The organism is Brevibacillus sp. NPDC058079, assembly GCF_042885155.1.
GTDB lineage: Bacteria > Bacillota > Bacilli > Brevibacillales > Brevibacillaceae > Brevibacillus.
Window position 1 is genome coordinate 1,359,930 of record NZ_JBHVSO010000001.1, and the last position, 24,437, is coordinate 1,384,366.

The window sequence follows — 24,437 nt, forward strand, 5'->3', positions numbered from 1 at the left end:
GCAAATATTCACGTGGGCTAATATGATGATAAACAATAAGAATATGAGTGAGTTGGGAATATTTTACTATCCCAAATATTAGAAGACAAGCCTTTAATTATTAATTTTTGCAATTTATTTAAATAAAATTCATTACAATATTACTCTGAACTTATCTTGACGCACATCAAAAAGGCTTTCACCCGCTCTTTGTAATGAGAGGTGGAAGCCTTTCGTTCTTGTTCTATTACTCTACCGAGTAAACCTTTCGACTGGGCAGCTCCAAGCAATGCAGACGACCGCCGAATACGGCACCTCCGTCAATGCCGATGATTTTATTTTCACCGTAAAACACATCATGTTTACCGTGCAAAGAACTGGTTGGCGTGTGACCAAAAACAACGGTCTTCTCACCTTGGTAGCCTTTATGGAACTCATCACGTATCCACATCAGCAGGTACGGGTCAGTCTCTGCAACCGGAGTCTCGGGATGTACACCCCCGTGAACAAAAATATAATCATCGGTTTCATAATAGCAGTCCAAGCCAGCCAAAAATTCCAGATGCTCTTTGACTGAAGAGGTGATTTCCAAGGCCTCCGGTGCGCCAGACTCCGTATCTGCTGCGGCATGACCATAGCTCGCCAACGTCTTTTGTGCGCCGTTTCGGAACCATCGTTCGATAAAGACAGGGTCTTGCTCGAATGATTTAACCATCATATGATCATGATTGCCCATCAACACGATTGCCCCTTCTGCATGGAGCTGTTTTACCTTGTCGACGACTCCTTTCGACTCTGGTCCACGGTCTACATAATCACCTAGCAGGATCAATTGATCGTTTTGTGGATCGTACTGAACTTGCTCCATCAACGATTCCAGTTTCTCCAATTCCCCATGAATATCGCTGATTGCCAACAATCTTTTCATCCTACACCCTTCTTTCGCTCGTCTGCGGCTTCTCTTTCGTTACTGTCATGTCTCCCTATTGTACGCCCCATTTCACCTGATTGCCAGCATGTCTGGCCCTCGAAAGCTTGCAAACGTGAAAAAAGCCCAGGCCCAAAATCCTATCAGGCCAAGGCTATTCCATTTCTCCATGCTTATTTACTCGGCATCTCATTCCAGAACGTAATCTCTTCTACATCCAGGCGAGTAGTCGGATGACCAGGCTCTGCCGCCTTGCCGACTGCAATCAACATGACCGTTTCATATTGTTCTGGGATTTGGAAAGCTTCCTTAAATTTCTCGCTGTTATAGCCTCCCATTGGCACCGTGTCATATCCTCTTGCCTTGGCAACGAGCATCAATTGCATCGAGACGAGACCTCCGTCTACCAAAGCAATTTCCTTGATGATTGCTCGATCCCGATTCTCATAACGCTTGTTAATGTTGTCGATGAGTGTAGCTTTTACTTCCTCTGTCATGTAGCCTGCTTCTACCGCTTTTTTGTAAATGCTCCCAGCTTGCTTGTAGCCCTCATAATCAGCCAGGACTGCAATAATCGCCGCAGCCTCTACCACCTGCTTTTGGTTAAATGCGATGGGGAGCAGCTTCTCTTTCAATGGCTGTTCATCGATAATCAAAAACCGCCATGGCTGGAGATTGGAGCTGGAAGGTGCCAAAGTCGCTTCTTTCAACATTTCCTTGAGTTCATCCCGCGAGATTTTTGCTGTTGGATCGTAATGACGTACGGAACGACGCTCCCGAATGACGTCCATAAAAGCCTTTTGATCGATGACTTTTTCCATGATTCTATCCCCCAGTGGTAAGTATGCCAATTCAGTAAGTTACTAACTTTATTACGCAACAACTCGTGTTCAAACTGTATCATATACTCCAATTCGCTGGCAATCTTTTTATATGCAAAAAACGCTTTGGCAAGCCGCTCACATCCTGTCATGAATGCAAGCGCGTCACCAAAGCGTTTATTTGTTAAACCGGAGAAAAAGCGGATAGAACGGCTGGCTGTCTCACGATGTCTCCATTCGGGAGCTCGACAACGAGATAGCCACTCCCTTCGTCCTCAGCTACTTCCCAACTCAATGAAAAAGCTTTGCGGCTAAATGCTTCCTCTTCGTCCAGACAACCAAGCATCGTCTTCAATGTGTCTGACGTAATCGGCACAGGCACACTTGCTCCTTGCTCTTGTGGAAGAGAAAGCAGTTTCGGCGCGTCTTCGAAATATTGCACAGTATCGAGGAGCAGAGAAACCTGCTGCCAGCTTAGCGGTGAAACAAAGGCTTCAAACGCCATCTATTCATCATTCCTTTTATTCACGATGATCTCCATTGAACAGGTTAGCCTGGGCATTAGGCCTTTTCTGTTGGCTTGCTGTGCCAGCTCCGTCTCCTGAGCCTTTTGCAGTCGCTTCGTCCTTCGGTTCATCTGTCGGCAAAATGGTTTCAAAAGCAACTGCTTTTACCCCACCCTCCACCAGTTGTCGGCCGATGCCACCTTGCTCGTTGACGATCACTTGCTCTGTCTCGACAAGGGTCCATTCGTTCTGCGACGTCCAAGTATAAACTGTTTCTTCGATGAACATCGCAACAAGCTCATGCGGATTATTTTTTCGTTTACGAATCAACTGTACGCCTTTGCCTGCGCGAGCCTGGAGTGGGATCGCAGTAATTGCTGTGCGTTTTACAACCCCTTCAGCCGTCAACAAGCTAAAGGCACGAGAATCGACTTCCTCAATCGGTAGCATCGTGATGACATCGTCGCCAGGAGCAAGTGCGATTGCTTTTACCCCGCTCGACGCTCTACCCGTTGCGCTGACTTCACTGCGATGGAATCGAATGCCCATGCCATCTTTCGTAGCACCGAGTATCGCCCCAGCTTCGTCAGCCACAAATACATTCACAAACTCGTCATCGTCTGCTTTTAGCTTCGCAGCTACCAACGCACTGGAACGATTCGTTTCGTATTCGGACAACGCCGTCTTTTTCATCAAACCATTTTTACTTACATGGTACACATACAGCTGTTGTTTGAAGGTTTCTACGATCGTAAAGCCAACGATCCGCTGATTCTTCTCCAACGGGATGATGTTGACGAGGGCGGAACCGATATCCTTCCACTTATCGTCCGGGAAGGCGTTGACCAGTGTAGCGAAGTATTTACCGTCCTGAGTAAAGAAGAGAGCAGTGTGAGACGTATTGGTCTCCATGAAGTAACGGACACGGTCTCCTTCTTTTACCCCACATGTCTCCAACGTTCCCCCCACTGATTTGAAGGAGCGTGGGCTCGTCCGCTTGATATATCCTTCGTTTGTGAGGGTTACGATGCAATCCTCTGCATTGATTTGCATCGCAATATCGATTTTAATTTCCTCGATCTCACCCTGGATTTCTGTCAGGCGCTCTTCTGCGTATTTTTTCTTGATCTCGTTCAGTTCGCTTGTAATGACTTGAATCAGCTTTTTCTCGCTCGCCAAAATCGATTTCAGCTCCTCGATTTCTTTTGCCAGCGTAGCCAATTCTTTTTCTAGCTTGACGATATCCAAACGCGTCAAGGAAGCGAGCTGAATGCTCAAGATCGCATCTGCTTGGTTTTCCGTGAAGCCGTATTTCTCCATGATGTTTTTCTTGGCATCTGCACGGTCTTCCGAATCCATAATCGTATCGACGATCTGACGCAAAATGGACTTGGCGCGAATCAAGCCTTCCACGATATGCTCGCGGCTTTGCTTTCGATTCAGATCAAATTGACAGCGATTCGTGACGACTTCTTTTTGGTGGTCGATGTACGCCCCCAACAAAGCCTTGAGTCCCATCTGGCGGATGGTCCCCTCATGAATCACGTTCATGTTGTAATTGTAATAGATTTGCAGATCCGTATTTTTGTACAGGTAGTTGAGAATCGCCTGCTCATCCGCTTCCTTGCGAATATCCACTACGATACGAACTTTTTTCTGCTCGGCCTCTTTGCGACCGGTTTCATCGCGCACCGCCAGTGCTCCCTCGATTTTGCGATCCATTACGAGCTCATCGATTTGACCAACGAGCTTCGACTTGACCACTTCGTAAGGAATTTCAGAAACGACGATTTTTTTGATCTTGCCGCCTTTTGGCTCCTCTACATGGGTCTTCCCGCGAATGATGAATTGACCACGGCCTGTCTCAAACGCCTTGCGAATTCCGGACAGCCCTTGGACAATGCCGCCTGTCGGAAAATCTGGACCTTTGACGTGCTGCATCAGCTCATCCAGCGAGATATTCGGGTTCTTCATTTGGGCAACAGCCGCATCGATGACTTCGCCCAAATTGTGAGTAGGGATGTCCGTTGCAAAACCAACCGCGATCCCGGCAGCGCCATTCACGAGTAGATTGGGAAACCGTGAAGGCAATACTGCCGGTTGTTGAGCGGAGTTGTCGTAGTTCGGGATAAATGTAACCGTATCCTTTTCAATATCGCGCAGTAGCTCATTGGCCAATGCCGACAATCTGGATTCGGTATAACGCATAGCGGCTGGCGGGTCTGCGTCCAAGCTACCAAAGTTTCCGTGGCCTTGAATGAGCACCTGACGCATTTTCCACCATTGCGCCATCCTCACCATCGTTTCGTAAATCGCCGAGTCACCGTGCGGGTGATAGGTACCCATCACGTACCCGACTGTTTTCGCTGATTTCCGGTATGGTTTATCGTTCGTATTGCCTTCTTGGTACATGGCATACAAAATACGGCGCTGTACCGGTTTTAGTCCATCGCGAGCATCAGGGATCGCGCGTGAGAGAATAACCAGGTTGGCATAGTCCCCGAAGCGCTTTCCCATAATCTCAGCGAAGCTCTGATTAATAACTTGATTGGACAGCATGCTTATTCATCCTCCCCCACTTCAAAGGTGACGTGGTTCTCGATCCACTCACGCCGAGGTGGGACTTTGTCACCCATCAAAACGGTTACCAGCTTCTCACAGTGAGCGAGGTCTTCCAGTTCAACCTTAATGAGCTTGCGCGTCTCAGGGTCCATGGTTGTTTCCCAGAGCTGATCGGCGTTCATCTCACCCAAACCTTTGTAGCGCTGCACTTCAGCACCGCGTCCAGCCTTTTTCAACGCCTGTTCCAGCTCGTAATCGCTCCAACAGTAAATCCCCTCTGTCTGCTTGCCTTTGCTCTGCTTTTTCACCTGATACAAAGGCGGTTGGGCAATATACAAATGACCAGCTGCAATCATCGGGCGCATGTAGCGGAAGAAGAAGGTCAGTAGCAGCGTTTGAATGTGCGAGCCGTCAACGTCCGCGTCAGACATGATGATCACTTTGTCAAATGCACAGTTTTCGATGGAAAACTCTTCGCCAATATCGGTTTCGAGCACCTCTAGGATCGTGCGGAACTCTTCATTCGCCAATACCTCGGAAAGCTTTGCTTTTTCCGTGTTCAACGGCTTCCCGCGCAGGCTGAACAAGGCTTGGAACTCTGAATTACGCGCCTGTTTTGCAGAGCCACCCGCAGAATCCCCCTCGACGAGGAAGAGCTCATTGCGCTTGGAGTCTCTGTATTGCGGCGGAGTAAACTTTTCCGAAATCGATTTGCGCTTTTTCGCGGTTTTGCCTTTCTTGTCGCCGCGCAGGGCTTCGCGTTGTTTGCGCAGCTCTTCGCGAATCTCAGCAGAACGCAACGCCTTGTCAATCAGCAACTTGCCTATTTCCGGATTTTCCTCGAGGAAGAAGCCTAGCTTTTCGGAAACAATCTGTTCTACGATTGCCCGTGCTTCTTCGTTCCCCAGCTTGTCTTTTGTTTGGGACTCAAACTGGACGTCAGCCATTTGCAATGACAATACACCGAGGAAACCTTCCCGCAAATCGTTTCCAGTCAAGTTCGGGTCCTTTTCTTTCAAGTACCCTTTTTTCCGGGCAAATTCGTTAAAGATCCGGGTCGTACCGTTGCGGAAGCCTGTGACATGAGTTCCGCCATCCGTTGTTACAATTGAGTTGACATAGGACACTAGTGTCTCAGCGTATCCGTCATTGTACTGAAAAGCCAACTCGACGTAGATATTGTCCTTTTCCCCTTCGAAGTAAACGATCGGATGGAGCGTATTTTTCCCCTCATTCAAGTAAGAAACGTATGATTTCAAGCCATCTTCGAAGTAAAACTCTTCCCGTTTCTTTTCAGGTCCACGCTCGTCAATCAAAACCATGCGCAGCTTTTTCAGAAGGAATGCCGTCTCACGAAAACGATCACGAATCGTCTCATAGTCAAAGCGAGCATTACCAAACACCGCGTCATCCGGCAAAAAACGTACCGTTGTTCCCGTGCGTTTCGTGTTCCCTGTAATTTCAAGACCGGTAACCGGTTTACCGACATGCTCGGTTCCATTTGCATCCACAACATATTCAAAGCGTTGCTTATGAATTTTGCCTTCCCGGTGGATTTCGACCTCAAGCCATTTGGACAAGGCCACAACGACACTGGAGCCTACCCCGTGCAAGCCACCACTTTTTTTATATCCGCCACCACCGAATTTACCACCGGCATGGAGCGTCGTAAAAATAACTTCTGGTACAGGTCGGCCGGTTTTGTGCATACCCGTTGGAATTCCGCGTCCATGGTCTTCTACACTGACACTGCCATCCTTGTACAAAGTAACGATGATGCTATCGTTAACGCCGGCAAGCGACTCGTCTTTGGCGTTATCTACAATTTCCCACAGCAGATGATGCAGGCCACGCGAGCCCGTGGAGCCGATGTACATTCCAGGCCGCTTTCGAACGGCAATCAAGCCTTCTAAGACCTGAATATCTTCTTCTGTGTACGTTAGTGTTTGCTGTGTTTCTGTTTCCTTCAATCGCGCTCTCCCCTCTACTCTTCGGACACGTAGAAAAACGATCATGCCTTTTTTACTGATGGCTAGCGTCGTATTCACCTTTTTTGAAAAACGCCGAGATGATTCAATCCCCATGAGAGGAACGTTTTCCTAATAAAAGCGAACACTTAATCGCTATTGTACCGTATGGTTCCCATAGTATTCAACGCCAGTAGCAAAATGGGGCAAAAAAGCCACCTCGCCCCTAGCGAGATGGCCGATTCTTCTCAGTATTCCTCGTTTCTCATTTCGTTCTGTACATGACATGCATATTCCATTAATTAGTGTAGCACTAATGGTGAAGATTGGTCAAAATGAAAAACCAAAACATCTGTTTCCCTTTCTCTATTTCTTCCCCCATCAGCGTAAATCCTGCTACTATCAAGGAAAATATGTCAATTGTTCTTACGTAGCGTTCACAACTGTGCCTCAGGTATTTCCATTCATCCGCGCTTTGGCTTTGGGCATCCTAGTAAGGCATCGATTCCTGAGGCCAAAAAGGGGGGAATACTTTTGATCAGTGCTACCAAGCCGTTTGTCAAATTCCATAAGTATGATGCTGAGCTAGCTTCTGACGTTCATGCGTTAAATTCTGCCGGATACAACAGTGATGACATCTGGGTTTTGAAATGGAATCCTGATAAAAATCACTCCAATCAACGAAACAATTTTTATAAATACAGTACCCACTTTGAAAGTGCCGTCGGTCACATTGACAGTATGGCGCATTTCTTTGACAATGGTGGGAAAGAACTCCGTACCCGTCTCGAAAAGCTAGGTCTTACCAAAGACGAGTGCTCGGCATTGGTTCGGGAACTGCAAGATACAGATTATACATGCCTTCTCGTTGTACGAGACCTTAAGGATAACATTATTAAAATGAATGACTGATCGACCGCAAGAAAAAGCCACTGCTTGGGTTCTAACGCCAGCAGTGGCTTGTTTCATTCATACCGGGATTACTTGTCTTCTTTAATGAGTTCGATGCCTTCCAGCACTTCGTTCAGCTTCGCGTAAACAGTGCTCTCCTCGTCCTCTTCCAATGGTACCATTTCGCCGCCGTCCACTTGGAATACGAAGATATCCACTTCTTCATCTTCTTCGCTTTCTTCATCTTCCACAGCTTCAGCCAAGGCAATATATTCTTTACCGTTCAGGTCGAACATAGCCAATACTTCGAAATCCCCCAACGGTTCACCATTTTCATCGTCCAATGTAATGATATCGCCCAATTCTAGGTCTTTGTTCTCTTCTGTCAATGTGTTCACGTCCTTATGCTGATATTCGTACTCTGTTTCATCATACCGTTTTTTTCCGGGAGAAGCAAACAGGCGAATGACTTTATGCCTTCCCTGTCCATGAAAAACAACCTACCACTCGAGGCAGGTTGTTAGCTGATTACTCACTATACTCTTGAAGAACACCTTTTTCAAGCAAAAATGCTTCTTCTGCCTGAAGTATAGTCACGATCGCTTCGCGTTTAACATACATCCCTGCAGATGCCAGACGGCTCTCAATCGCACGAAGCAGTTCTTCAAAATCAATGATCTGTACATCTTGATCGCTCACAAAAAAACCTCCCTTTTCCCATGCACCTTTTTCATTGTACACGAACAGGTCGTTTCTTCCAACTCCACCATTTTCGGCGGATTGGTTTTAACAAATAAGCGCTCCAGATGACGAGTACAAAGGAAAGAACCACGTACACACATGAGAAAAACAACCACGGCGCAAAACTGATGTCATCGGATTGATCGAATGACTCGCCTAAAATATCGAACAACACGATGATAGGGTTCGTCCCTGCCAGCATCTGCAGCTCATACATGTTCCATACATCCGAATTGACGTACCGTTCTGGATACGTCTGTTGCAAGGACTCACCGATGAAAAAGAACAGCAAGCCAGTACCTACTACAAAAAAGAAGGCAATGCCGTATGTGGTGACCGTCGAGATCGACGTTCGTTTAATCCAGGTGGAGCAGAACAACCCCAACGACCCGAGAAAAAACATATTCACCGCGAGAAACAGGACAAGCTGGGCCATTTGTTCCGGGGAGACGCTTCCGTAGAGCATCACAATACTGTACAAAGGCATCGATGCAACCAAGAGCAGCGTGGAGAACGCCAAAGACGTAATGAGCTTGCTCAAAATTATCGTGCGCGTCGATAACTGCGTCGTCAGCAAAATATGCAAGGTCTGGCGTTCTCTCTCTCCACTGATCGCGCCAGCAGTCAGTGCAGGTGCCACAAAGCAAATCATCGCGTAGTGTATCCCCGCGGATATCAGAAACAAATCCCGATTATCCCCTAACGATTCGGCCTTTAAGGGGTCCATGAGCAAAAAGCCCATCGGTATTCCCCCCATGACAAACAAGTAAACCGCTAATATGAGCATGGTCTTTCTCGAGCGGAATCTTTCCCGCATTTCTTTGACCAAAAGAGGATTGAACAAGAAGTCGCTCACTCCATACCGACTCCTTCCGTTATCGCTAAGAAGACGTCTTCTAAATCTTTCTTGGAATCGCCATAGTAGACGACTGCGACCTGCTCATCCAGCAGTTCTTGAAGCAATTCAGCTTTTTGTTGCTCCGTCCCTTGAAAGTAGAAGCGATAGCCTCCCATGTATTCTGTCAATTGATGTACATACGGAGAGCTCGCTAACAGAAGTCCCGCTTTGTCCAAATTCCGCAGGGCCCTTACTTGCATCCGGCTTTGTCCTGTATCCCGATTGCTGACCTCATGCACAGAACCATACGCAATTAATCTGCCTTTTTCAATGACACCAATATCATCACACAACTCGGCTAGCTCCGGCAAAACATGGGAGCTGATAATAATCGTCTTACCCATTTCGCGTAATTGCTTCATAATTTCGCGCAATTCGATACGAGCTCTTGGATCCAGTCCTGACGCGGGTTCATCCAAAATCAGCACAGCCGGATCATGTACGAGACAACGTGCTAGCCCCAGGCGCTGTTGCATGCCTCGAGACAAAGAGTCGACGAAAGCGTCTGCTTTGTGAGACAAATTTACTAGTTCCAAAAGATCACCGACGAGTGCCCGTCTTTTGGAGGCAGGAATTTTGTACGCTCCGGCATAAAACTCCAAATACTCCACCGCTGTCAAATTGTCGTACACGCCAAAAAAATCGGGCATGTAGCCAACAGACTGGCGTACACTCGCAGGATCTTTGCGTACATTGTAGCCGCAGACAAATGCTTCCCCTTCACTCTGTTCCAGAAGGGTAGACAAGATGAGCATTGTAGTAGATTTTCCGGCGCCATTTGGACCAATGAAACCGAACACCTTTCCTGGCTCGATGGAAAGGTTCAAATCCGTCAACGCTTGCAAATTGCCGTATCTTTTTCCTAAATGAACGGTTTCGATTACCATTTCCGCACCCCCTCTACCTGGAAAATTGGCTCTGGTAGAGCTAATCGCGACGTTCCATTGTGGGAAAAACGAAGCAATAATGTCTGATTTGGCGTCAATACTTGCTGGAGTTCATTATGGAGGACAAGTCTCGTCCCGCGCTCAACAGGTATCCACCTACCGCTCTTTTGGTGGAAGTATTCTATCCGGAAAGGCTTGAATGAGCTGTGATTCAGCGGTACCGTTATTCGCTTCATATTGATCGCCGCTTTATCTGTACGTAATTCAAACGTAATACTGCCCTTCCCAAGCTGCCAAATGTACCCGGTACTGTCGAAGTCTCCTGTCACTTCATACATATCGGCATCAAGCAGGCCATAAGGACAAGTCACTAGACCTTGCTCATTCGGCTGGAATTGAATAGGCTGCTGAATGACATTCCAGTATTGCGCTTGGTGAGGCACCTGCATTGTCATCAGAGGAAGAGGCTCTGTCGTTGTCCCGATGATACTTACCTGATTCCCATCTTCATACTCAACGACTCTTTCCTGCATTTCTTTGATTCGTTCTTCCATCGTTTGCAATTCGTTTGTTGCTTGTGGTTTTCTTGGCATAAACAAGGGCTCAAGCACACTGTCAATCTGCTTTTCTTCTCCCTTTTTCAATGGTCCAAGCGGAATTCGCTGAAAACCAATTTCAATAAAAGTCTGATCGTAGGCAAACTCCGTATTGTTTTTCACGTGACCTTGCAGACGATTCTCATTGATTCGCAAGGAAGTTTCAAAAGCACCCATGTCATGCTTTACCCCGATACCGATTGCCTGTTTCGGTGTCAAATAAGGGAGATTGCGGAAAGAGAGAACCTCATCGCCATCCATTAATCCCTCTGGTCGATAATCATTTCTCCCCAATGTCAAGGGCAGTGCAACGATTGAAGGTTCTAGCTGAACATCGTATTCGTTTTGATCCACGCCCAAAAACGTTGCGGCTGAGCGAACATGAGCCAGGGACTCATCTAATATGTCGATCTTGGTTACGGTGTAGCTCGTACTCGTTTTCACAACAGCAGGCTTTCCAACCGCGAATATAGCGACGGTCAAGAAAATTCCTCCAATTGGGATTACTCCCCACGCCCATTCAGGTTTTCTCATTCTTTTCAGAACGAAGTATGTCAATGGTGCGAGTACAATTACATAGCCGCCCCACAACGCCACCATCCAGATCGGTGGAGGAGTCTGTACTTCAGGAATCTTCTTGCTCAAGTCAAGAAAAGGCCGTGTCATTTGATCCATATAAGGCTTCTCTTCAAAAATCTTCTTGGCACCATGCTGGATCATTGCATTCTGCCACAGTTGTGGATTGAACTGCCACGATGCCAACGGCTCTGCTGTCACATCATAGTTAACAAATAGCAGCAGCCCTTTGCCGTACGATTTTGACACAAATAAGGGCAAGTCACGGTTGTATACACCGATACTGCCATTTGGCGCGACTTTCGCAATGTCATACTCACTTAATGCTTGCTGTAGCTCTATATTACCAGCTTTTCCGGCTTCCACAGGGAGAATATCAGCAAACCGCTGGATCATTCCATCTTGATTGGGACCTGCGGAAACAACCACGATCCCCCCTAGCTGGATCCACTCCTTGATCGCTGCCATCTGTTGATCATTAATCGTGGAGCCACTATTGCCTGCCAGTGCTAACATGTCTATGTTTTCGTAAATCCACGATTGGTCAGGCAACATTTGTTCCGTGAGATTTTGAACGGACAAGGGGCGATTCATTTTGGATTGTGATTGATTAACGGCAAGGAAATGAAACGCATTCCCCTCCTCGCTGATCACCCCAATGGTGCGCCCGTCTGTTGGATAAGGGATACGCAGCTTTTCGCTTTTGACAACTTGACCGTTTTGCGTCACCTGGACGTACCAATCATCGAGCAATATTTGGGAAGGCATATCAAAGTAAACGGTTGTACTCTTTCCTTGCTCGAGCTTTATTGGACGCCGAAGCTTAAATTCATTATTTTTTTTGACTTGTCGCTGCGATAACTCTACAGCCCCTGTGAAATCCTGTTCTTGGCTGGTTACCTTTACGTTTAGTCTCATCCATGATTCATATTTGACGATACCACTTAAAGGTATCTCGAATTGTATGTCTACGTTGCTCTCTGCCATAGCTGGGCGTATCGAAAAGCTAAGCCATGTGATGACAAAGATTAACACCCATTTCCATCTCATGCTTGTTCCTCCGCTCATTTTCGTGACGCCAAAGAGATAACCAGTTGTTGCAGCTGATCATGGCGTGAGATAAGCAGTAAGTGCTTACCTTTGTTTGCCCAGTTGCCTTTGATCAGCTCTTCAGAGAACTGGTTTCGCAATGGTAGCTCGCGTGTCACAAAAGGCTCTTCACTCACGTTTACTTCCATCAGCGTTCCATTTGGGTGTGTATAGGTCAATCGCGTATCGGAGCTCCACGATGCCCACTGTCCCACTGCAAGTGAGGTAACTTTCCCCGTCCGCATTTCCATCAGCTGTACTTCACCGGCTTTATTGAAGGCAAGCAGGCTTCCATCTGGTGACCATTCAGGCTGAGAGCCTTCTACTAGCTTCCATTCTTGGAACGATACTGTGCTGCTCGCCCAAATTTCTTCGACGCCATTTTTAGAGCGGGTAAAGGCAAGCGAATCATCATGTTCAGACCAGCTTGGTGAAGAGTACAATACTCCTTCTTCTTCCTTCAGCAATCGGCTACTTCCCATGCTGTAAGTCGTTGGCATCTCCACAATCCATAGCCTCGATAATTTTTTATCCTGCTCAACGACAGCGATTTGCTTCCCAGAATTAGACCACGCTACCCCAGTGTATTTTCCTTCGGTTGGCGGTAGCTTGATCGTGACTGGCTTTAATTTCTCATCAATTGGAATGGTTTTCAGCTCTGCATTGTTATTGATGTAAGCTAGCTGAGTGGCTTTCTGATCAATATCAACAAGCTCTACGGTTGCTTGTGCTGGCAGCTTAAGTACTTCATGCTCTCGAACGGCAAGAGAGGTATTGTTCCACCACACAAATCCTACTATGGCAAGGGTGAGAGCAGCAGCTGCGATTCCGCTCCAAACCAACCTCCCCCATTTTTGGGGTGCGGCACTTGGAACTTTTGCCTGCTTGGCTTCGAGATCTCTCATTTTCTGGAGCAATTGCTTTTTAAGGTCTGATTTTAATTGATAATTGACAGGAACCGTTCCGCGCATCTGCTTCAAATGGGCTAGGAGTTGGGTTACAGTCTGATCATCCGATTGATGATCCTGGGGGTGCTTCTCCTCTTCTCTCATTCGGAGTCCCCCCTCTCATACATCTTCTGAAGTTTTTGTAATCCGCGATAAGAAATCATTTTGATACTCGATTCTGTTTTGCCGAGCACCTCAGCTACCTGGCTGATTTTGAGGTCAGCAAAGTAGCGGAGCATCAACACGTCTCGTTGATCCTGAGACAATAAGTCCAGACGATCACGAAGCAGACGAATCTCTTCATTCGTCAGCGCCTGCCGTTCCGGCTGCCATGTGTCGTCCGGTTCTGCTCCTAGAAAATCTTCCTGGTCGACCGGTAACTCCCTGTTTTTCCGCATAAAATCTACATATGTATTGTGAGCAATACGAAAAATCCATGATGCGAAAGGACTTGTTCTGCTATATTGCTCGAATTTTTCTAGCGCTTTTAAAAAGACCACGGTTGTCAAATCATCGGCATCCCACGTACTCTGAACCCGGCATCGCAAATACCGGTTGACGCGATCAAAATATTCGTCATACAGTTCCGTAAATGGACGAGATTCATAATAATCTCCGGATGATGGCCCCGACGGTTGCTTCATAGCCATTCCCATTTGCGTTTTCCTCGGTTTCTTCCAGACTGAAGCATGTTCTCAGAATGGGCTTTCCCCACTGCATTCTGAGACTACTCTAACTAAGTATTACGTATTTCTTAGGAAGAAAGTTTCATAATGTGGCAAAGTTTTTTGAATTATTTACCTAATGCAGCATCTAATGCTAACTGAATGTCTTGAACAGCCTCGATTCCGACCGATAATCGTACCAGACCCATCGTGATTCCCGTTTCCTTGCGCTGCTCTTCAGAAAAAGCACGGTGGGACGTCGTAACAGGATGAGATACACTCGTCTCCACACCTGCAAGAGACGGAGCCAACTTGATCCAGTCAAGTGCCCGGTAAAAGTCATAGATCTTCGTCTCGTCTGCCAGAACAAAGGATACCATTGCCCCCTGCTTTTGCCGTGAAAAAAAGAAGGTATCCGTAGGACTTGGGTAATACACTTGTCCAACTGCAGGATGCTCACGAAGAAACGCAGCGATCTGGCTAGCATTATCGCATTGACGCTCCATTCTCACTGCCAATGTTTTCAAACCACGCGATGTCAACCAGGCCTCAAAAGGACTGAGCGATGCACCGTAGTTGGCTACGATCTCTGTGGCACGCTTGATTGTCGCCTGTGATCCAACCAGAACACCTGACGTCACATCGCTATGTCCACCTATGTATTTGGTTCCACTATGTACCACGAGATCCGCTCCGAATGAAATGGGTTGTACCAAATAAGGTGTCGCAAACGTATTATCCACCATGACGGTTAAGCCAAGACTTTTTGCTTCCTTGATCCAGTAAGGCAGATCCACAACTGTCAATAGCGGATTGGTGATGGTCTCCAAGAAAAACAGCCGCGTAGTTGGGCGAACATGGTCAGCAAGCTTTGTTATTTGACCAAGCTGGATGAACTCAAGCTCGATCCCAAACCGCGACAGCTCCTTGTGCAGTAGAGCGTAGGTACCGCCATAAATTTCATGGGAAGCCAGCACGTGATCGCCAGGAGAAAGAACGGCAAGTAAACCCGCCATGATCGCTCCCATACCGGAGGCAGCACTGACACCTGCTTCTGCGCCTTCTAAAACAGCGATTGCATGAGCCAGCTCCGCTTGGTTAGGATTGCCACTTCGGGTGTACAAGTATTCTCCCTCGCCGACGTAGTATTGTTCTACTTCTTCCAAGCCTTCGAAGGCAAAAACGGAGGTTTGATAAATCGGTGTCGTTTTGCTCTTTACTCCCCGCAAAGGGTCATGTCCGATATGTACCGTTTTGGTCTCAAATCGCTCTGCCACATTGATCACCCTTTTAACCCAATCATACCATGCGAGATTGTAAAGGAAACTAGCGGATTGGCAAATGCTCGACTATTTGTGTTATAATTCGAAACCGAACCACCCAACAGTATGAAACAAAGGAAGGTGCATAAGATGAAAAAGTTAATCACTACTCTGTTTACATGTCTGACGGCAATCGCCTTGGTTACGGGTTGTTCTACAGGAAGCAATGAAGCCGCTCCTAATCAGCCGACTACGCCAGCAGAGAAACCAGCATCCAAAGAGCCAGCTAACCCACCGGGTCCAACCGGAGAGAAGAAATACGAGAAGGCTCCGGCTATGCAGCTTGACAAAGCAAAGGACTATCAAGCGAAAATCTCTACTTCTATGGGAGACATTACGATCGATCTGTTTGAAAAAGATGCCCCAATTGCTGTCAATAACTTCGTTTTCCTCGCAAAGGACAAGTACTATGACGGCATCACGTTCCACCGCGTCATCAAAGATTTCATGATTCAAACAGGGGATCCATTAGGAACTGGCATGGGTGGCCCTGGTTACACGTTTGAAGACGAATTGAAAAATGGTCATAAATATGAAGCAGGCGTAGTTGCCATGGCGAATTCCGGTAAAAACACGAATGGTAGCCAATTCTTCATTGGTTCTGGACCTGACGTGACAGGATTAGACAACTCTCCGAAATACACGATTTTCGGAAAAGTTACAGGTGGCATGGATGTCGTTCAAAAAATTGCAGGAACAAAAGTAAAGAAACACCCACAAACGGGTGAACCAAGTGTTCCTGAGCAAACGATTACCATTAAATCCATCGCGATTACGGAAAAATAAGAGCAGCTTCAAACTGCACACGAAAGCCACTTTCTCAACGGGAAAGTGGCTTTTTTATTGAGGAAACATCCGTTTATGAAAACACTTTCACAAACAGAAAGATATTGTAAATAGTTCTATGGAACCAATTCCCTCTTGAACCATTCCGATAAGACCGATAGACTTGCAAAAGACCTGATTCGCTTCCGCAATCAAAACGCAAAAAGCGAAAAGGAGTGGTTCACACCATGTTGACACGAGAAGCGCCAACGCGCTTTTTCTTCTTTTTGAACAGTTTTGGCTTGATGCTGTTATGCTTATTTGTCACACCGACAAGTGCAATGGCACCGCAAGCAGTACAAATCCTCCCTGTTCTCGGTAATGCACAGGCGCCATCGGAACAAGTTTCGAAGAAGGAAAAGAAATCAACCACATCTGCTACAGCAGTAAAACGTGAGTCTGTGCAGGTTAGTCGTGATAGTCGCCCAAAAGTGGTTCGCAATGGAAAAGTGAAGGTTTCGGAGAGGGATATGGAACTGCTCGCCCGGTTAGTGTATGCGGAAGGCCGGGGAGAACCGTATGAAGGACAGGTAGCGATTGCTGCCGTTGTATTGAATCGGGTTGCTTCAGATGAATTTCCAAATACGGTACGGGAGGTTATTTATGCTCCCAATGCGTTTTCGCCTGTCCATGATGGCAATTTGACACATAAATCAAATGAAAGTACGAGAAAAGCGGTCCAGGACGCGGTGAATGGAAAGGATCCGAGCAATGGTTCCCTGTACTTCTTCAATCCGGATACGGCTACATCCAAGTGGATATGGTCACGTCCTGTAACAGTTGAGATCGGTAGCCATCGTTTTGCTCGTTAACGCGGTACTTACAGAAAAAAGATTTAATAATGCTTTATTTTTATTTAATTGATGTTTTACTTTTGCTTGCTATGTTGTAGGTGTAAGCACTTTTTCAACGCATTGAGAAAAAGATCGATTATCTTCTTTGGATGACTTTTTAACGTAAGCATGTTTAGATCGATTATTCAATCTGAGTATGCCTACGCTAATAGCTTTGATTGATTGACTGTTTTGGGTGAGAGCAAACCAGTCATAGAACAATCAGTCGTTCTTTTTCTCAATCGCCCCCAATAATTAGGCATTCCCAACTGGGAATGCCCCTTTTTTTATTAAAACCCGTAAATAGACATACCGCCATCAACCGAAAGCGTTTGACCTGACATGTATGAAGCTGCATCAGAGGACAAGAAAATAGCTGGTCCTACCAAGTCCTCGACATCCCCGATTCGGCCACTCGGCGTTCGCTGCAACACCTCTTGGACGAACGCTTCGTCGCTAAGCAAGCTCTCCGTTAATGGCGTACGGAAATACCACGGCGCGATCGCATTTACATTGACACCAAACTTGCTCCATTCTAATGCCAGCACCCGGGTCATCTGGATGAGCCCTGCTTTACTGGCACCATATGCGACGCCAGTGCGAAGTGCTACTACACCTGCGACCGAAGCAATATTGACGATTCTGCCATAGCGCTGATCGCACATGATTTTTCCAGCAGCTTGACTCATGAAAAACGCTGCTTTCAAATTCAAATCCACTACCCTATCCCACTCTTCTTCCGTTATCTCATGAGCTTTTTTGCGGATATTCATTCCTGCATTGTTGATCAGGATATGCACACCCCCTAACCCTTCGACTACTTGCTTCACAACACGGTCCGCTACATCAGACACAGTCAAGTCAGCCTCGACAGGAAAAGCCACTCCGCCTTTTGCTTCAATCTCCGATACTACTTCTTGCAAATCGGAAGTTGTTCGCGAGACTACCGCAACCTCCGCACCCGCTTCTGCGATTCCCAACGCTAGTGCCTTCCCAATCCCTCTTCCAGCACCTGTTATGATTGCTTTCTTTCCATGCAAATCGAAACGTGTCATTTTCGAAACGACTCCCCTTTCGTTTCCTTAGAGGATTCTGCATCCATCGCCTTTTCCCTTGTCTTTTGCTACAATATACCTGTATGGAAAGGGGGCAGTCCGTTGCGTTTGTACAGTCAAATGACACTCGCCGAGCTGCAGGAGGAAATGGAGCGCCTGCACGTCGAAGCGAAAGAAAAAAAGAAGCTTGGTGATCACTCACAGCTTGCGATCATTACACAAAAGTACTTTATGGCGAAATCGTATTATTTAGGAACTAATGAGTTCCGAATCGGCAGCAAATACAGCGTGCCTGATTACGATCAGCCGTTTACAATTGATTATTTCAACGGCGTCTTTGCTTGGGGACGTTTCCCTGATTCGGACGAACAGACAGGCTTTCCAGTAGGAATGCTGGAACTCTGGTTCGACTAGAAAAAAGAGATCGGCACTCGCACTCTTGTGCATGCTGATCTCTTTTTTCTTGCCCGGGCACATGCCGCAGCAGCATGGATATACTAAGAAAAACGAAAGTGAGCCAACCCGCATATGGACTGGATTTCTATCATCCTCTTGGTACTACTGGCGCTCGGTGTCATTGGCAACAACGCAACCGTCTCCATTGCCGTTGCGATCCTTCTCTTAATGAGGCTCCTGTCATTGGACCGATATTTCCCACTGCTCGAGCAGCATGGATTACAGCTTGGGATCATTATACTGACGATTGGCATCATGACTCCGCTTGCAAGCGGCAAAATCAATCCTTCCTCCATCTTGGAGATTTTCATGAATTGGCATTCGTTACTGGCCGTCGCCGTCGGTATGTTTGTGGCTTACTTGGCGGGAAAAGGAACGGTCTTGATGACCCATAATCCCTTGATCGTCACAGGCTTGCTGCTAGGTACAATCGCTGGTGTCACTTTTTTCCGCGGTGTTGCAGTCGGTCCTTTAATTGCAGCAGGTATTCTCGCCTTTATTTTGCAATTTCTCCCGAGGTGATTAGTTCCAGCGCTCTTTCAACTGAAGGCCATAGGCCAAAATTTGCTGTGGCGTAACCATGCGAAAGCCTTGCTGCGCACGATAATCAATCGTAAGCAGTTCAGACCCGATATAGGCAATGGTTTCGCGATCTATCAGAAACGTCAAAGAATCGACCTGGTAGACTTCATCTTCTGGACCTTGGGTATCCCACCACAACGCATACTCTACATTCATCCCACAGCCACCGACTAGTTCACCGTTTATCCGAATGGGCTTGTCTGTACTGGCTATGCGTTCTACTGCCTCTTTTGTCACTTTTACTATCATGTTTGGTGCCACCCTTCTCATGATTTTCCAGCATGCTGGATGCATCATCTTTTACATGATAGCATACAATGCTTGAAAGGCAGCAGAAAGGACGATCATCTATGAACATCTACGAACAAGATGGGATTTTTGTCGCTGAAACGGAGTTCCAATCGGAGCACGTTGTCATATTTGCGAATACGTGGGAGGAAGCCAAGGAAAAACTACTCGTTCGGCTTCTCGTACTAGAAATGATTGGTTGAGTAAAAAGCGGGTCGCCCAGTGGACCTGCTTTTTTCAATGTGAAAACAACAAGGAGCTACCCATAACCATGACGGATTCGACAGCAACGAAAATTGCCGAGCAGCATCTGGTTGCTCAAATCAGACAAGCAACAACCAAAGCCAATCGCAACAATGTCACCCGCACTCAAGCATACCTCGCCTTTTATCTCCAGCACCAAGAGGTTCACTGGGCGTTATTGGCCCATCTAGTCTCACGAAATGGCGGGTGGAACATGACCGATTTAAAAGGAGAATGGCTACCGCTTATCATGGATACACAAGCAATCGAGCCCTTTTTTTGGTTTTTGGAAAGATGTAACTGGCTGATTTTTCACGATGCCTACCCACAATTACTACTGTATGCGGAGATGAAACGAACGGGGACAGATTTAACAAAGCTTTTGGTACCACTTGGTGTTTCAGTCTTTATGCAATCGTATTGGCAAGAGTTCCTCGCATCCAAAGACAGTGCGCGCATTACACATGCACTCATCATTAATGAACAGCAATATATCGAACAACGTGTCGTACAGAAGCCGTTTACACTGAATCGTATTTTCGCTTCGTTTGCTTTCGTCGCCCAATCTGCTCTCTCGATGAATCAAGTGCTCATTCCTTATAAAGCACATCCTACTGACCGCCGAATTAGCTTGATCGGGTTGAACGTTCATCATTTTCCCGACGTCAGAAACCGCATTCAGGTCGGAAAGACGTTGTATCAGCAGTTGTTTGGGGATCCTTTTCGCTTCGAAAAAATGGTCTCTTATTGCTCTCGTATTCCTCATACAGGCTCACGAGCGGATTATTGGCCGCATTTATTCACACCTCATCATACTGCTTCCACCACAGAAGATGAGTACCAACTACGATTGGATGGACATGAGTTACTAGAAGGAAGCCCGAAAATATACAGCCCACGTCTTCAAGATGCATGGGCAGATTATGGACACGATCCGGCAGATGGGGTAGATTGGTTTCGAGATGAAAAATGGCACAAGGTCGTGAAAGAACCTGCTTCACTGCCTTCCATCGACAGTGATTCTTATGTGCGTTCCTTGCAATGGATCGAATACGGAGTCAAACTCGTCTCAGCAATCACGTAGCTTGGAGAGGAGGTCAGCCTCATGGAAAAGTGGATGCAAGAAATGGCGTTCAATCAAACAAGTTTTTTGCTATCCTGCCAATTGCCGAGCGGTACCTTTCGCCTTGGCCCCAAACGTGATCAAATCAATCCGTACTTCACCAACCTCGGCATTATTTCCCTCATCCGCATGAAGGAAGTAGAAGCTGTTCGTAGTCATCTCGATTGGTATTTGCGGAACCTGAATGCAGACGGCTATATCAATGATTTTCGTCTTGAACAAGGCAGAGAAATCGATACCGGCACAAATGATAGCGAAGATAGCTACCACACCACTTATTTCAGTCTGCTTGCGGAATGGATACGAGCAACGGGGTGTATGGACTGGCTGCATGCCAACCACGCTAAACTCTTATCCCTTCTGCAAGCGGTTGCCCGCCTTCAACAGAAGGACGGTCTGACCTGGGCAAAGCATTCGTATCGGGTTAAATATTTGATGGACAATTGCGAGGTGGTCAAGGGGCTAGCAGATGCTTCGTATTTATTTTCGTTGATCGGAAATGTCGAGGCTGCCGAGGAAGCAGCTACGCGCGCCAAAGCCTGCGAGCTCGGCATCAGTGGAATGTACAGTCGGATTCGCAAGTCCTATGCAATGTATGATCGTACGTACCCCGGCTGGCGAAAATGGTACCCGGACGTCACTTCCCAAGCGTTTCCCATTGTCTACAGCTTAACAGATGTCAATACCGCTTCGCTACTCTACCAGAGGATCACAGACGCGTTCCCGCATTTTGATACGTTTCAGACTGGTGATTTATATCCGTGGATGACGATGGGGGTATGTGCGCAGTTGATGGGGGATAAAACACGGGTGAAGACGATGCTCGTGACCGCCACAGACTTGTACATACAGGGTCCCAGGTACCCGTACTGGCTGATTCAAGATGCCGGGCGCTATATTGAGTTATTACTGCATGATACCACGAATAAAAAATAGAAAAACGCGGGAACCCATCCCCGCGCTTGCTCTACTTTCTTTCAATTTTCGTACCCGAGTCGTGCGTCACCACGAGAAATGGGGTCAATTCCCCTTCCTCCCAGTAAAAAGGCAAGACAGAAATCGGCACTTGCCCCTTCGAGGCAAAATCATAGGTGAGACGCGCTAACAGGTGAGCTCCAGCTTCTCCTGTCATATCCGCCACGATCAACACATCCTGATGCGGTATCGCGACACCAAGCGAGTCCCCTTGCTTCTTCTGATCCATCTCCTCCAGAAATGAATCAAGCAAAATTCGGCTTGCCGCGTAGCCATCTGTCGGACTAATAAAATGGATGTGCTGACCTCCTACCTCTTGTGATTTCACTGAAAAGGGGAGCTTTCGCAAGTTTTCTAGCGCGTATGAATGAAGCTGCTCGCTCGTCCAGCCTGCTTCCTGCAGCATCCGCTTCTCAATCAATGCGTAACCTTCGCCTTGATCTAGGGCGTACAGTACGTACGTATCAGCTGTATGCTCCTTCACCACCCACCGCTCGGGGTACTTGTTGATCATAGAGGCATGACGCAAAACCGGATAGATGTTATGCTCTTGGCCGCTTACTCGTAGTTGTCGATCCAACTCCTTCACTCCCTTCCCTCCGTTTATTACCAAGGTGGATTATCATCGTCCTCCGTAGGTGTGTTCACCGGGGTATATGCAACGTTCTGGCTTCTCTCTTCGATTTCTTTCACGATGTCCGTCAATGCCTTTGGCTTTAAAAACTCAACTGGAGACATGCCACGCTCGAACTGTAGCTGCTCGCCCTCTAATAGCACCAAATAACGCCCATTCACTTTGGCGATATGCAGACTGGTGCCGTAATCGGCCAATAACGTGCGGATCTGCATATGATCCAGCTTGAACTTCAGCTCGACCTCTGGTTGGCGATCTGTAATGATTTGCATCGCTTCCATCACGGTCTCATGCTCCCATTTTTCTGCGAGCTCCCGCTTAGGGCTTGCGGCAATGAGTTCGATTGCTTCCTCTTCCCGTATCCGCTCTTCGGACTCTTCGGGATACGTATATTCGATGTGCTGTCTCGCCAATGAAATGACTTCTTCAGAAACGATCTGTGTCATCGTCTGTGGATACTCGATAAAGCGCAAAAATTCCTCGAAATAGCGCGCGTGGGAGAACTGATGAATTTTCACGTGATACGGGTCATTCATCCCTGATTCGATCATGTACGGATACATGAGCGATTTCATGTTTTTGGCATTGATCGCCATGCGTACATTCGATATAAGGCTTTTCTCATCTGTGATGACCGCTGTTTTTTGTTCGAAATCGCATTTTAAAATAAAGACATAGCGCTCGTCAATCAGCTCTAACCTCGTCCGTACCACAATCATGACTCCGCCTCTCACTTGAGAGGTTCGCAAATACGACTGAATCAGCTCCTGACAGGGCTCCTTGCTCTCCCCTGACGTTTCCGCTGCCAACAATCGATTCAAGAGGGCATAGTTGGGGTTCGAGTCCAATGGATGTCCAGGCTCCAACACAAATTGACCCAGTTTTGTCGGCGTGCCTTCTGTCTTTGGATTCATCTCGACTTTTCTTTTCGCAATCCGGGCGAATTCCCCATCGAGAAAATCTTTCAGCTCGCTTCTCTGATATTCATCATGGCTCAAATAGCGCGTCATCCGCACTTGTTTAATGCCATCCTCTTCTTCAGGCTGTTCCATTAGATAAAAGGATAACCAGTCAATTGTAAAATTCATACCCTTCGCTCCTGTCTGCATGTAACGAACTGATTATAGCAAACCTATTGAAAAAAAGGTCAGCTTTTTCAAATCATGATAAGATGAAGGGAGGGGGGAAAATCAAACAATGTGGACTCGTATGAAGGCATGGTGGAACGAAACGATACGCGATAAACCGTATCAACCCGGCCACCTAGCAGGTCAGTATGAAATAACAAAAGTATTAGGAATGGGAAGCTACGGGATCGCCTATCTCGCCACGCACAACCCTACAGGTAATCAGGTCGTGCTGAAACAAGTGAAACCAAGCCTGCGGCACACGCCAAAAGGAGAAGCCATGCAAGCGTATGAAAAAAAGGTGCTGATGTCCCTCTCGCATCCGCAAATCCCTCGCTGTCTGGATTCCTTCACTTATCGGCAAGACTCGTTTATGGTCATGACTTATATAGCTGGACCGACACTAGAAGACATGTTGTTTGATCAAAACATCGTGGCGAATGAGCAAAAATGCGCCGAATGGATTCGCCAAATCGGGGAACTCGTGGCCTACCTCCATGAGCAAAATGTGATTCACCGTGACGTACGCATCCCCAACGTCATCTGGAAAGAGGACAAGCCATACCTGATTGATTTTGGCCTCGCTCGGTTCGTTGGTGATCGCCCGACTTATACAGCTGATACGATTTCCGCCTACCCGTCCGAAAAACAATTGAAGCGAGAAGTTGCTCCTTCCAGTGATTTGTACGCATTGGGGCATTTCTTTTTATTCTTGCTCTATTCCGGGTACGAATCGGAACCGGACGCACCTGAAAAAAGCTGGGAAGAGGAGCTCTCGTTATCCCCTTCCATTCGAATGATGATTCGGCGTTTGTTACAAATGGACGCCCCTTATGAAAGCGTACATGATTGGCTCAGAGAGCTGGACCGCTATTTGATCCACTTCCAAGAAAAAAGAGCAGGGCATCCGTAGACTTCACG

The 24,437-nt window shown here is 47.1% G+C and carries 26 protein-coding genes; 9 read left to right on the forward strand and 17 right to left on the reverse strand.

Annotated features, from left to right (window positions below; all coding sequences use genetic code 11):
- Positions 1–226 precede the first annotated feature (226 nt).
- The 5 genes from ACFVS2_RS06075 to ACFVS2_RS06095 form a co-directional block, all read right to left on the reverse strand.
- Positions 227–907: a metallophosphoesterase family protein gene (locus tag ACFVS2_RS06075; RefSeq protein WP_390232195.1), complete on the reverse strand. Its 681-nt coding sequence runs from the start codon at positions 905–907 to the stop codon at positions 227–229.
- A 173-nt stretch (positions 908–1,080) separates the two neighbouring features.
- Positions 1,081–1,728: a nitroreductase family protein gene (locus ACFVS2_RS06080; protein ID WP_390232198.1), complete on the reverse strand. Its 648-nt coding sequence runs from the start codon at positions 1,726–1,728 to the stop codon at positions 1,081–1,083.
- A 184-nt stretch (positions 1,729–1,912) separates the two neighbouring features.
- Complete coding sequence (locus ACFVS2_RS06085; RefSeq protein WP_173619553.1) at positions 1,913–2,233, reverse strand: hypothetical protein; 321 nt, start codon at positions 2,231–2,233, stop codon at positions 1,913–1,915.
- Positions 2,234–2,249: 16 nt separating this feature from the next.
- Positions 2,250–4,793, reverse strand: coding sequence for a DNA topoisomerase IV subunit A (parC, locus tag ACFVS2_RS06090; protein ID WP_390232202.1), 2,544 nt, complete (start codon positions 4,791–4,793; stop codon positions 2,250–2,252).
- Positions 4,794–4,795: 2 nt separating this feature from the next.
- The gene (locus tag ACFVS2_RS06095; RefSeq protein ID WP_173619555.1) at positions 4,796–6,766 is read right to left on the reverse strand and encodes a DNA gyrase/topoisomerase IV subunit B; all 1,971 of its coding nucleotides are present in this window, start codon (positions 6,764–6,766) and stop codon (positions 4,796–4,798) included.
- Positions 6,767–7,297: 531 nt separating this feature from the next.
- On the opposite strand from ACFVS2_RS06095, the gene ACFVS2_RS06100 reads away from it, so the two are divergent.
- Positions 7,298–7,675 carry a YflT domain-containing protein gene (locus tag ACFVS2_RS06100; protein WP_016743484.1) on the forward strand — a complete coding sequence of 126 codons (378 nt, stop codon included), beginning with the start codon at positions 7,298–7,300 and terminating at the stop codon, positions 7,673–7,675.
- Positions 7,676–7,743: 68 nt separating this feature from the next.
- Here the strand turns inward: ACFVS2_RS06100 and ACFVS2_RS06105 are convergent, their stop codons facing one another.
- The 8 genes from ACFVS2_RS06105 to ACFVS2_RS06140 form a co-directional block, all read right to left on the reverse strand.
- Positions 7,744–8,043 carry a DUF1292 domain-containing protein gene (locus ACFVS2_RS06105; protein ID WP_007718819.1) on the reverse strand — a complete coding sequence of 100 codons (300 nt, stop codon included), beginning with the start codon at positions 8,041–8,043 and terminating at the stop codon, positions 7,744–7,746.
- Between the two features lie 139 nt (positions 8,044–8,182).
- The gene (locus ACFVS2_RS06110; RefSeq protein WP_017249136.1) at positions 8,183–8,395 is read right to left on the reverse strand and encodes a hypothetical protein; all 213 of its coding nucleotides are present in this window, start codon (positions 8,393–8,395) and stop codon (positions 8,183–8,185) included.
- Positions 8,385–9,251, reverse strand: coding sequence for an ABC transporter permease (locus tag ACFVS2_RS06115; RefSeq protein ID WP_390232207.1), 867 nt, complete (start codon positions 9,249–9,251; stop codon positions 8,385–8,387). Before ACFVS2_RS06115 ends, ACFVS2_RS06110 begins: the two co-directional genes overlap by 11 nt.
- Positions 9,248–10,180: an ABC transporter ATP-binding protein gene (locus ACFVS2_RS06120; RefSeq protein ID WP_173619557.1), complete on the reverse strand. Its 933-nt coding sequence runs from the start codon at positions 10,178–10,180 to the stop codon at positions 9,248–9,250. Before ACFVS2_RS06120 ends, ACFVS2_RS06115 begins: the two co-directional genes overlap by 4 nt.
- Complete coding sequence (locus ACFVS2_RS06125) at positions 10,174–12,402, reverse strand: hypothetical protein (protein WP_390232210.1); 2,229 nt, start codon at positions 12,400–12,402, stop codon at positions 10,174–10,176. The genes ACFVS2_RS06120 and ACFVS2_RS06125 overlap by 7 nt, the downstream gene beginning before the upstream one ends.
- A gap of 14 nt (positions 12,403–12,416) precedes the next feature.
- The gene (locus ACFVS2_RS06130) at positions 12,417–13,493 is read right to left on the reverse strand and encodes a TolB family protein (protein WP_390232212.1); all 1,077 of its coding nucleotides are present in this window, start codon (positions 13,491–13,493) and stop codon (positions 12,417–12,419) included.
- Positions 13,490–14,044 (reverse strand): RNA polymerase sigma factor, encoded by a 555-nt coding sequence (locus ACFVS2_RS06135; RefSeq protein ID WP_047067599.1) that lies wholly within the window; start codon positions 14,042–14,044, stop codon positions 13,490–13,492. Before ACFVS2_RS06135 ends, ACFVS2_RS06130 begins: the two co-directional genes overlap by 4 nt.
- Positions 14,045–14,181: 137 nt before the next feature.
- Positions 14,182–15,339 (reverse strand): trans-sulfuration enzyme family protein, encoded by a 1,158-nt coding sequence (locus tag ACFVS2_RS06140; RefSeq protein ID WP_390232215.1) that lies wholly within the window; start codon positions 15,337–15,339, stop codon positions 14,182–14,184.
- 126 nt (positions 15,340–15,465) lie between these two features.
- On the opposite strand from ACFVS2_RS06140, the gene ACFVS2_RS06145 reads away from it, so the two are divergent.
- Together ACFVS2_RS06145 and ACFVS2_RS06150 are read left to right on the forward strand one after the other, a co-directional pair.
- A complete protein-coding gene (locus ACFVS2_RS06145) occupies positions 15,466–16,161 on the forward strand; it encodes a peptidylprolyl isomerase (RefSeq protein ID WP_390232218.1) in 696 nt (231 codons plus the stop codon).
- A gap of 227 nt (positions 16,162–16,388) precedes the next feature.
- Complete coding sequence (locus ACFVS2_RS06150) at positions 16,389–17,012, forward strand: cell wall hydrolase (protein WP_390232221.1); 624 nt, start codon at positions 16,389–16,391, stop codon at positions 17,010–17,012.
- A gap of 311 nt (positions 17,013–17,323) precedes the next feature.
- Here the strand turns inward: ACFVS2_RS06150 and ACFVS2_RS06155 are convergent, their stop codons facing one another.
- On the reverse strand, positions 17,324–18,088 hold the full coding sequence (locus ACFVS2_RS06155; protein WP_390232224.1) for an SDR family NAD(P)-dependent oxidoreductase: 765 nt from the start codon (positions 18,086–18,088) through the stop codon (positions 17,324–17,326).
- A 102-nt stretch (positions 18,089–18,190) separates the two neighbouring features.
- On the opposite strand from ACFVS2_RS06155, the gene ACFVS2_RS06160 reads away from it, so the two are divergent.
- Together ACFVS2_RS06160 and ACFVS2_RS06165 are read left to right on the forward strand one after the other, a co-directional pair.
- A complete protein-coding gene (locus ACFVS2_RS06160; RefSeq protein ID WP_390232227.1) occupies positions 18,191–18,502 on the forward strand; it encodes a YfhH family protein in 312 nt (103 codons plus the stop codon).
- Positions 18,503–18,616: 114 nt separating this feature from the next.
- The gene (locus ACFVS2_RS06165) at positions 18,617–19,066 is read left to right on the forward strand and encodes a DUF441 domain-containing protein (RefSeq protein ID WP_173619564.1); all 450 of its coding nucleotides are present in this window, start codon (positions 18,617–18,619) and stop codon (positions 19,064–19,066) included.
- On the opposite strand, the gene ACFVS2_RS06170 is transcribed toward ACFVS2_RS06165, so the two are convergent.
- Positions 19,067–19,375, reverse strand: a complete 309-nt coding sequence (locus tag ACFVS2_RS06170) for an iron-sulfur cluster biosynthesis family protein (protein ID WP_228088521.1) — start codon at positions 19,373–19,375, stop codon at positions 19,067–19,069.
- Between the two features lie 101 nt (positions 19,376–19,476).
- Between ACFVS2_RS06170 and ACFVS2_RS06175 the strand changes: the two genes are divergently transcribed.
- The 3 genes from ACFVS2_RS06175 (at position 19,477) to ACFVS2_RS06185 (ending at position 21,716) form a co-directional block, all read left to right on the forward strand.
- Positions 19,477–19,617, forward strand: a complete 141-nt coding sequence (locus tag ACFVS2_RS06175; RefSeq protein WP_007718846.1) for a hypothetical protein — start codon at positions 19,477–19,479, stop codon at positions 19,615–19,617.
- A gap of 68 nt (positions 19,618–19,685) precedes the next feature.
- Complete coding sequence (locus tag ACFVS2_RS06180; RefSeq protein WP_390232232.1) at positions 19,686–20,741, forward strand: DUF2515 family protein; 1,056 nt, start codon at positions 19,686–19,688, stop codon at positions 20,739–20,741.
- 21 nt (positions 20,742–20,762) lie between these two features.
- Positions 20,763–21,716, forward strand: coding sequence for a prenyltransferase/squalene oxidase repeat-containing protein (locus tag ACFVS2_RS06185; RefSeq protein ID WP_390232235.1), 954 nt, complete (start codon positions 20,763–20,765; stop codon positions 21,714–21,716).
- Between the two features lie 31 nt (positions 21,717–21,747).
- Here ACFVS2_RS06185 and ACFVS2_RS06190 read toward each other — a convergent pair whose 3' ends face one another.
- Positions 21,748–22,344: a DUF1444 family protein gene (locus tag ACFVS2_RS06190; RefSeq protein WP_173619568.1), complete on the reverse strand. Its 597-nt coding sequence runs from the start codon at positions 22,342–22,344 to the stop codon at positions 21,748–21,750.
- Positions 22,345–22,361: 17 nt separating this feature from the next.
- A complete protein-coding gene (locus ACFVS2_RS06195) occupies positions 22,362–23,477 on the reverse strand; it encodes a DUF3900 domain-containing protein (protein WP_173619569.1) in 1,116 nt (371 codons plus the stop codon).
- 109 nt (positions 23,478–23,586) lie between these two features.
- Between ACFVS2_RS06195 and ACFVS2_RS06200 the strand changes: the two genes are divergently transcribed.
- Positions 23,587–24,429 (forward strand): serine/threonine protein kinase, encoded by an 843-nt coding sequence (locus ACFVS2_RS06200; RefSeq protein ID WP_390232238.1) that lies wholly within the window; start codon positions 23,587–23,589, stop codon positions 24,427–24,429.
- Positions 24,430–24,437 lie beyond the last annotated feature (8 nt).

What these genes read in the sequence shown, in the direction of transcription:
- ACFVS2_RS06075 (WP_390232195.1), bottom strand. Translation starts at nt 907, where the DNA reads ATGAAAAGATTGTTGGCAATCAGCGATATTCATGGGGAATTGGAGAAA.
- ACFVS2_RS06080 (WP_390232198.1), bottom strand. Translation starts at nt 1,728, where the DNA reads ATGGAAAAAGTCATCGATCAAAAGGCTTTTATGGACGTCATTCGGGAG.
- ACFVS2_RS06085 (WP_173619553.1), bottom strand. Translation starts at nt 2,233, where the DNA reads ATGGCGTTTGAAGCCTTTGTTTCACCGCTAAGCTGGCAGCAGGTTTCT.
- parC (WP_390232202.1), bottom strand. Translation starts at nt 4,793, where the DNA reads ATGCTGTCCAATCAAGTTATTAATCAGAGCTTCGCTGAGATTATGGGA.
- ACFVS2_RS06120 (WP_173619557.1), bottom strand. Translation starts at nt 10,180, where the DNA reads ATGGTAATCGAAACCGTTCATTTAGGAAAAAGATACGGCAATTTGCAA.
- ACFVS2_RS06125 (WP_390232210.1), bottom strand. Translation starts at nt 12,402, where the DNA reads ATGAGATGGAAATGGGTGTTAATCTTTGTCATCACATGGCTTAGCTTT.
- ACFVS2_RS06130 (WP_390232212.1), bottom strand. Translation starts at nt 13,493, where the DNA reads ATGAGAGAAGAGGAGAAGCACCCCCAGGATCATCAATCGGATGATCAG.
- ACFVS2_RS06135 (WP_047067599.1), bottom strand. Translation starts at nt 14,044, where the DNA reads ATGGGAATGGCTATGAAGCAACCGTCGGGGCCATCATCCGGAGATTAT.
- ACFVS2_RS06145 (WP_390232218.1), top strand. Translation starts at nt 15,466, where the DNA reads ATGAAAAAGTTAATCACTACTCTGTTTACATGTCTGACGGCAATCGCC.
- ACFVS2_RS06150 (WP_390232221.1), top strand. Translation starts at nt 16,389, where the DNA reads ATGTTGACACGAGAAGCGCCAACGCGCTTTTTCTTCTTTTTGAACAGT.
- ACFVS2_RS06155 (WP_390232224.1), bottom strand. Translation starts at nt 18,088, where the DNA reads ATGACACGTTTCGATTTGCATGGAAAGAAAGCAATCATAACAGGTGCT.
- ACFVS2_RS06165 (WP_173619564.1), top strand. Translation starts at nt 18,617, where the DNA reads ATGGACTGGATTTCTATCATCCTCTTGGTACTACTGGCGCTCGGTGTC.
- ACFVS2_RS06170 (WP_228088521.1), bottom strand. Translation starts at nt 19,375, where the DNA reads ATGATAGTAAAAGTGACAAAAGAGGCAGTAGAACGCATAGCCAGTACA.
- ACFVS2_RS06175 (WP_007718846.1), top strand. Translation starts at nt 19,477, where the DNA reads ATGAACATCTACGAACAAGATGGGATTTTTGTCGCTGAAACGGAGTTC.
- ACFVS2_RS06180 (WP_390232232.1), top strand. Translation starts at nt 19,686, where the DNA reads ATGACGGATTCGACAGCAACGAAAATTGCCGAGCAGCATCTGGTTGCT.
- ACFVS2_RS06185 (WP_390232235.1), top strand. Translation starts at nt 20,763, where the DNA reads ATGGAAAAGTGGATGCAAGAAATGGCGTTCAATCAAACAAGTTTTTTG.
- ACFVS2_RS06195 (WP_173619569.1), bottom strand. Translation starts at nt 23,477, where the DNA reads ATGAATTTTACAATTGACTGGTTATCCTTTTATCTAATGGAACAGCCT.
- ACFVS2_RS06200 (WP_390232238.1), top strand. Translation starts at nt 23,587, where the DNA reads ATGTGGACTCGTATGAAGGCATGGTGGAACGAAACGATACGCGATAAA.